7 protein-coding genes and 1 pseudogene are annotated in these 5,826 nt (G+C 69.5%); 6 read left to right on the top strand and 2 right to left on the bottom strand.

Going from position 1 to position 5,826, the window contains the following annotated elements; translation table 11 throughout:
- The coding region (locus ACWDX9_RS58705; RefSeq protein ID WP_449972189.1) for a hypothetical protein at positions 1–194 on the bottom strand (194 nt) is incomplete at its 3' end.
- A 203-nt stretch (positions 195–397) separates the two neighbouring features.
- Between ACWDX9_RS58705 and ACWDX9_RS58700 the strand changes: the two genes are divergently transcribed.
- The 3 genes and pseudogenes from ACWDX9_RS58700 (at position 398) to ACWDX9_RS58690 (ending at position 2,596) form a co-directional block, all read left to right on the top strand.
- Positions 398–1,699, top strand: coding sequence for a hypothetical protein (locus ACWDX9_RS58700; RefSeq protein WP_449972187.1), 1,302 nt, complete (start codon positions 398–400; stop codon positions 1,697–1,699).
- Between the two features lie 120 nt (positions 1,700–1,819).
- A pseudogene (locus ACWDX9_RS58695) lies at positions 1,820–1,960 on the top strand (IS481 family transposase); the annotation flags it as partial.
- 228 nt (positions 1,961–2,188) lie between these two features.
- Entirely contained in the window at positions 2,189–2,596 is a 408-nt protein-coding gene (locus tag ACWDX9_RS58690; RefSeq protein ID WP_449972185.1) for a transposase, read from the top strand.
- Positions 2,597–2,648: 52 nt separating this feature from the next.
- Here the strand turns inward: ACWDX9_RS58690 and ACWDX9_RS58685 are convergent, their stop codons facing one another.
- Positions 2,649–3,347 carry an alpha/beta fold hydrolase gene (locus ACWDX9_RS58685; RefSeq protein ID WP_449972183.1) on the bottom strand — a complete coding sequence of 233 codons (699 nt, stop codon included), beginning with the start codon at positions 3,345–3,347 and terminating at the stop codon, positions 2,649–2,651.
- 844 nt (positions 3,348–4,191) lie between these two features.
- Between ACWDX9_RS58685 and ACWDX9_RS58680 the strand changes: the two genes are divergently transcribed.
- The 3 genes from ACWDX9_RS58680 to ACWDX9_RS58670 all read left to right on the top strand — a co-directional run.
- Complete coding sequence (locus tag ACWDX9_RS58680; protein WP_449972180.1) at positions 4,192–4,566, top strand: hypothetical protein; 375 nt, start codon at positions 4,192–4,194, stop codon at positions 4,564–4,566.
- Positions 4,567–4,575: 9 nt separating this feature from the next.
- Positions 4,576–5,214 carry a hypothetical protein gene (locus tag ACWDX9_RS58675; protein WP_449972177.1) on the top strand — a complete coding sequence of 213 codons (639 nt, stop codon included), beginning with the start codon at positions 4,576–4,578 and terminating at the stop codon, positions 5,212–5,214.
- Positions 5,215–5,607: 393 nt separating this feature from the next.
- Positions 5,608–5,826, top strand: a 219-nt coding sequence (locus ACWDX9_RS58670) for a hypothetical protein (protein ID WP_449972175.1), incomplete at its 3' end; no start/stop codon positions are given.

Below are 5,826 nucleotides of genomic sequence, written 5' to 3'. Positions count from 1 at the left end.
CCCGGCCGACGCGCTCGGCCGGGCGACGCGCTCGGCCGGGCTGCGCGCTCGGCCGGGCTGCGCGACAGGTACGCCTGGCGCAGCGCGATCCGCTCGACCGGGAAGAGCAGGAGCACGGCGAGCACCAGCGTGACCCCGGCGTACAGCCAGTCTCGCGGCCGAGGGGGATGGCGCGTGGCTCGTTCATTACGCAACCACGATTGGCGCCGAATGTGCGCGTTGCCCGCCGAATGTCACCGTTTCTCGACAGCGGCCACCGTCGGCGCGACCATGACACAACCATGACACGGCGCGTACGAGGCGGCCCGCGAGCATGGCACAACAGGTCATGTTTTCTGGATTTTATTTTCTGGAAAATCAAAAATGGTAGGCTGCCGCCGTGACTCCGGATGCCAGTGTGGTAACGCCTTGTAAGCACTGTGGGTCGCCGATCGAGCAGCGGCGGGGGAGGGGGCGGCCCAAGGCGTACTGCCCTGAGAAGGACTGCCAGGCGGCGGCCAAGCGGGAGCGGGAGTTGCGGCGGGCCACGCCAGGGCTGGAGGGGGCGCTGGCCAGGGCCGAGCAGTTGTACGACCGGATGGAGAGCGGGCTGACCGCCGCCATCGAGCCGCTGGCGCGGGCGCTGGCTGCGGAGCTGAGTCCGGCGGGGGTCGAGGCGAAGCTGAGCGCGATGCAGGCCGAGGCGCACACGCGCGTCGCGATCGCGCGTACTGAGCGGGAGCAGGCGTTCGAGCAGGTACGGCTGGCGCGCGAGGCTGCCGAACACGCCCGCAGGCAGACGGCCGAGATGCGGGTACGGCTCGAAGAGGCGCAGGCCGAGCGCGAGACGGCATTGGGTGATGCCGAGCGGGCGCGGGAGCAGGCACTGGCCGCGTTGCGGGAGGCTGCGAGCACCGAACGACAGGCGCTGCAGACGGCCGAGGAAGCGAAGCAGCGCGCGAAGACGGCCGAGCGGCGGGCCGAGGAGGCGCTGCATCGGGGCGAGCTGACGGAGCAGGCCAGGGACCAGGTCGTTCATGAGCTGGCCGAGCGGGCGGAGCTGGCCGAGCGGCGTACGGCTGAAGTCATGGAGCAGGCTGAGCAGCGCACCGCCGAGGCGCGGGCGCAGGTCGTACAGGCTCAGGAGGAGGCCGAGCGGGCACGGGAGGAACGCGACCGGGCCCGGGACGAGACGGCGGCGGCGGTGCGGGAGCGTGAACAGGCCGAACGGAAGCTGATCGAGGCGCAGGCCCGCGCGGAGGCGGCGGCACAGGAGCGGGACCGGACGGTGGAGCGGGCCGTCACGGCCGAACGGGCGGCGGCGGAGGCCGAGCGGGATCGGGCCGTGGCCCTCAAGGAAGCCGAACGGGACCGGGCCATGACACTCAAAGAAGCCGAACGCGATCGGGCCATGGCACTCAAGGAGGCCGAGCGGGATCGGGCGGCGGCGCTCAAGGACGCCTCGCAGGCGGCGGCCGAGGTGGAGCGGCTGGAGGGGAAGGTGGCGGAGGCTGCCGCATCGCTGACCCGGGAGCGGAAGCTGGCCTCCCGGGAGAAGTCCCGGGCTGATGCCGCGGCGAAGGAGCGCGACGGGTTACTGGCGGAGCTGAGACTGGAGCGGATGCGGCTCGAGGATCTGCGGGCCGAGTTGGAGGCGGCACGGGCGGAGGCCGCGCAGCTGCGGGAACGGGCGGTGGCCGCGGAACTTCGCTCGTCCTAGGTGTACTGACCACAGAGGTTGAGTACGCAGTGACACGATCTTCGGAGTTGTTGAAATGAGGGAGGGCCTGCGGGTTCGGTGTGGATTGCGACATCTACGCCGAGCTTCCCGGAGGCCCTCGTGTCCCACCGTAACGCCCCACTGAGTGAGACAGGCCGGCTTCGGCTGGCCCGCTGTGTCGTCGTAGACGGCTGGCCCCTGCGCCGTGCCGCCGAACGCTTCCAGGTGGCGGTGAACACGGCCAAGCGGTGGGCCGAGCGACCGAACTCCAGGCCCAGGCCGACGCGAAGAACTTGAGCGCCTGGGATATCAACGTCGACTCCACCGTCTGCCGCGCCCACCAGCATGCCGCCGGAGCGCGGAAAAGGGGGACCTGCAAAAAGAGCCGCCCGGCGGCATCGTTGTCGAGCCGGACGACCACGGTCTCGGACGCTCGCGCGGCGGCTTGACAACCAAACTGCACCTAGCCGTCGAACAGGGCCAAAGCTTATGTCGATCGTCATCACGGCCGGACAGCGCGAGGACTCCCCGCAATTCGAGCCCGTACTTCAAGCGATCTGCGTGCCCCGCATCGGGCCGGGCAGGCCCCGCACGCGGCCCGACCGAGTGCGGGCGGACAAGGCGTACGCCTCCCGCAAGAATCGCGCCTACCTGCGCCGACGCGGGATTCGCTGCACGATCCCGGACAAGGCCGACCAGGCCCGCAACCGCAAGAAGCCCGGCTCCCGCGGTGGTCGGCCGCCGAAGTTCGACAAGACCGACTACCGCGAGCGCCACGCAGTCGAATGCGGGATCAACCGGCTCAAGAGACACCGAGCGGTGGCCACCCGCTACGAGAAACTTGCCGTCCGCTACGAGGCCACTGTTCTCGTCGCAGCCATCAATGAGTGGCTGTGACCAGCGCACGCGGTGCACGCCCGAAAGGAGCCCCGCGAGCATGGGCCCGCCGTCACTCCCCGGCTGCTTCGAGGAAGATCTGCGCCAGTTCGCGCGGCTGGGAGAACATCGGCCAGTGGCCGGTGTCCATCTCGACCAGCCGCCAGTGCTTGCTGGTCAGCAGCTTGGTCACGTCGTCGCTGGGCTCGGCTCCGGCGAGCAGGCATTGGATGTACGTCGCCGGGAGTTCGTCAAGTGGCCGTGCCAGCACGGCGGGTTCGGTCAGTGTGGCGCCCGGGTGCGGCGTCGAGCCACTCAAGATTCGTGCGATCTGCTCATCGGTGAGGCCGTGGCCGTCGTAGTGCGCTGCGGGCACGAGCGGCCAAAATCCTCCGTTCTCGGCGATCGATGCCTTCACCATTGCCCCACCATCCGGCCAGGCGGAGACGAACGCCTCGCCATCGGCTGGAACGCTGGAATCGACGAAGACCACGTGGGCCAGCCGGTCACCGATCCGCTCCGCGGCCTGACCGACCGGGATGCCCGAGTAGCTGTGGCCCACCAGAACAACGTCGCGCAGATCCTGGCCTTCGACCTCGTCAACTATGTCCTGGACATGGGTCTGCTGCCCAGCCGGCACACCCCGTTTGTCGGCAAGACCGGACAGCGTCAACGGGTGAGCGCCCTGGCCGGCTGCGCGCAGATACGGCACCACCTCGTCCCACGCCCACGCCCCGAGCCGCGCGCCTGCAACCAGTAAGAAATTCGCCATGGCTGCACCGTAACGGAGCAGCCTGACAACCGCCCACCCTGAACACTTTCGATACGCGCCCCAAGCCGCATTTCTGAACCCCGCAGCGGCAGACCAGCGAGGTACGACGCAGGAGACCGGGGGGAAGGGCGCCGTCCGCGAAGCGGCCATGGTGACGGGGGCAATGCCTATATGCCATGGTGACGGCATGTCCGAAGATCAGACCGACACGCCGGTCCCGCTTCCCCCGCCCCTGCGCTACCTGACTGAACACGAAGATGTCCGGTTCGGGAATGCCGCCGTCCTCAGAGCCCAAGACCTTTCCGTGGATTGATTTTCGGCCAGTCAGATCGTCTATGCCGCTCTGGGCGCTATAGGCCTGTTCCCGCGGCCGGACGTTGTGGAGCTCCCCGACGAGCTCTGCCACGCGCTGAAACTGGCATGGGACACCACGAAGGACCCGGACCGCAGATGGATCGGGACTTGGACCCGGTGCAACGGTGCTCCCGGCCACGGCAGCACCGGCCACCACAACTACGAGGTAGCTGATTGGTCTGACGGTGACCCCGGTACTGTGCCCGACACCAGGACAGCCTGACGCCCTCACGGCGCGCTGCGCAGCTCAGGGCCCGGACGGCGGTCCGCCGCTTATCTTGGGTTCTTAGCCTCTTCTCGCAGGTCAGAGCGTGATGATCTTGTATGGCACGTCAGACACGGTTGGCTGGCGTTGAAGACATGTTGCATCGGTGGCGGCACCGATGTCGGCGCTGGGGGGGACTGGCTTAGTCAGCGGGTGCGGCGGCGGCGGGCGAGGTCGTGCTCGGCGGTACCGCGAGCTGGAGGTCTCCTCGCCGAGGCGGAGGTCGTGGCCGACGCCGGCCAGGTGCTGGTGGCGGGACTTGGCCTGGAGTTCGGGGGCGGTGCGGCTGGCGGCGGCGGTCAGCGCAGCTGGTGCAGCGCAGCTCGCCCAGACGCCGGTCGCGGCCGCGACCCGGACGAGGGGCGGCAGCCGCCGGGCCTGGCGCAGCCGGACGAGGTGATCGAGGGTCGGCCACGCCACGCCACGATCGACGACGTGGAGATCCGGGTGGCAGGGCTGATCTGCAAGGACGATCCCAGCGGAGTCAACGTCATGCTGAGCCGCATCGTCAGTGCGTGCCAGCCGGGTGATCGCAACCGCCGCAAGGCGCCCGGACCACTGCAAGCCGGGCTCAATCCCTGCGCAAGGCACCACCCTTAGCGTCGCAGCGTGTTCAAACGACTGGTCCTCGGCGCCGCCCTCACTGCGGCTGCGACACTGACGCTCTCCTCCGTCGGCCCCGCCTTCGCCGCTCACGCCTCGGCGGGGACGCCCGCGCCCGGTACGGTGGCGAACAAGCTGTTCCGCTCCTGGCTGGCCGCCGACCGCGCGGCCGCGGCGAAGGCGGCCACCCCCGCCGCGGTCAAGACGATCTTCACTTACGTCTACCGCGCACCCGATCGCTTCGACGGCTGCTCCAGCAACGTGTGCCGGTTCGTGCACACAAGCGTGCGCGTGCCCGGCGGGCTTGACGGCATCGCGATGGTGGTCACCGGCTCGAAGGTCAGCAAGGTCTACCTGTCGCGGCACATCACCGAGCCGCCCACCGTGGCCAAGCATCTCTTCGCCGCCTGGAAGCGCGGCGACGAGTACGGCGGCCTCGAGGTCGCCACCTCCACCACGGTGCAGAAGCTGTTCAAGGTCCCGTACGACCCGCGCGGGGCCACCCACTTCTTCCAGGGCTGCAGCAAGGAGCCGCAGGGTTACTCGTGCGCCTACTCCTATGAGGGCGGTGCGATGCTGATGCACGTACGCGGCTCCAGGAACGCCGGCTACGAGGTTCGCTCGATCTCCTACCTGGCCGACTGAGGGGAGAGCAGTCAGGGACCTGCCAGGGCGACTTCAGGCGGCCACACGCGATCGAAGACCCGCCCGGACTGGTTTCGACGATAGGCCTCCAGCGCCGCGATCTGGCGGTTAGCCTCTGCCCGGGTCGGCCAGGAACATCAGCCCGCTGGTACGGCCGGCCAGGAGGCGCGGCAGTAGCCGGGCGGTGGCGGGAGCTCAGCGCATGTATTCGAAGGCGCCCGCCTTTGGAGACGACGCGGGCGCGGCGGAACTCGGGATCGAGGTTCTCAACGTTGAGGGACAAGTTCTCCCTGCTCTGGCCGCGGCTTCGTTCCCGCAGGGTGTGGCGGGATCGGTGAACAGCGTCTCCAGCCGGGCGGCAGGGATGGCGCGGTCGCTGCGGTGGGATGGTGTGTGGCGCTGCAGGCGGCGGGGGGGATTGGTGGCCGGCAGCTCCTGGCGCTGGGCGCATGGGGCGGAGGGCTCTCCGTCCGGGTGCGGGTCGCCGTAGTCGTGTCGGCGGTGTCGTCGAGGTCCAGCAGCCCGGTCAGCCGGGCGGCGGCCATCACGAGCTCGGGGCCGGCCCGCGACCCGGAGGTCCGCAAGGCCCTCACGCGGGCGCTCAACCTCCAG

It is taken from the genome of Nonomuraea sp. NPDC003201 (assembly GCF_053590415.1).
The sequence above is the reverse complement of the archived record's forward strand: the minus strand, read 5'-3'. Positions and strand labels throughout refer to the sequence as shown.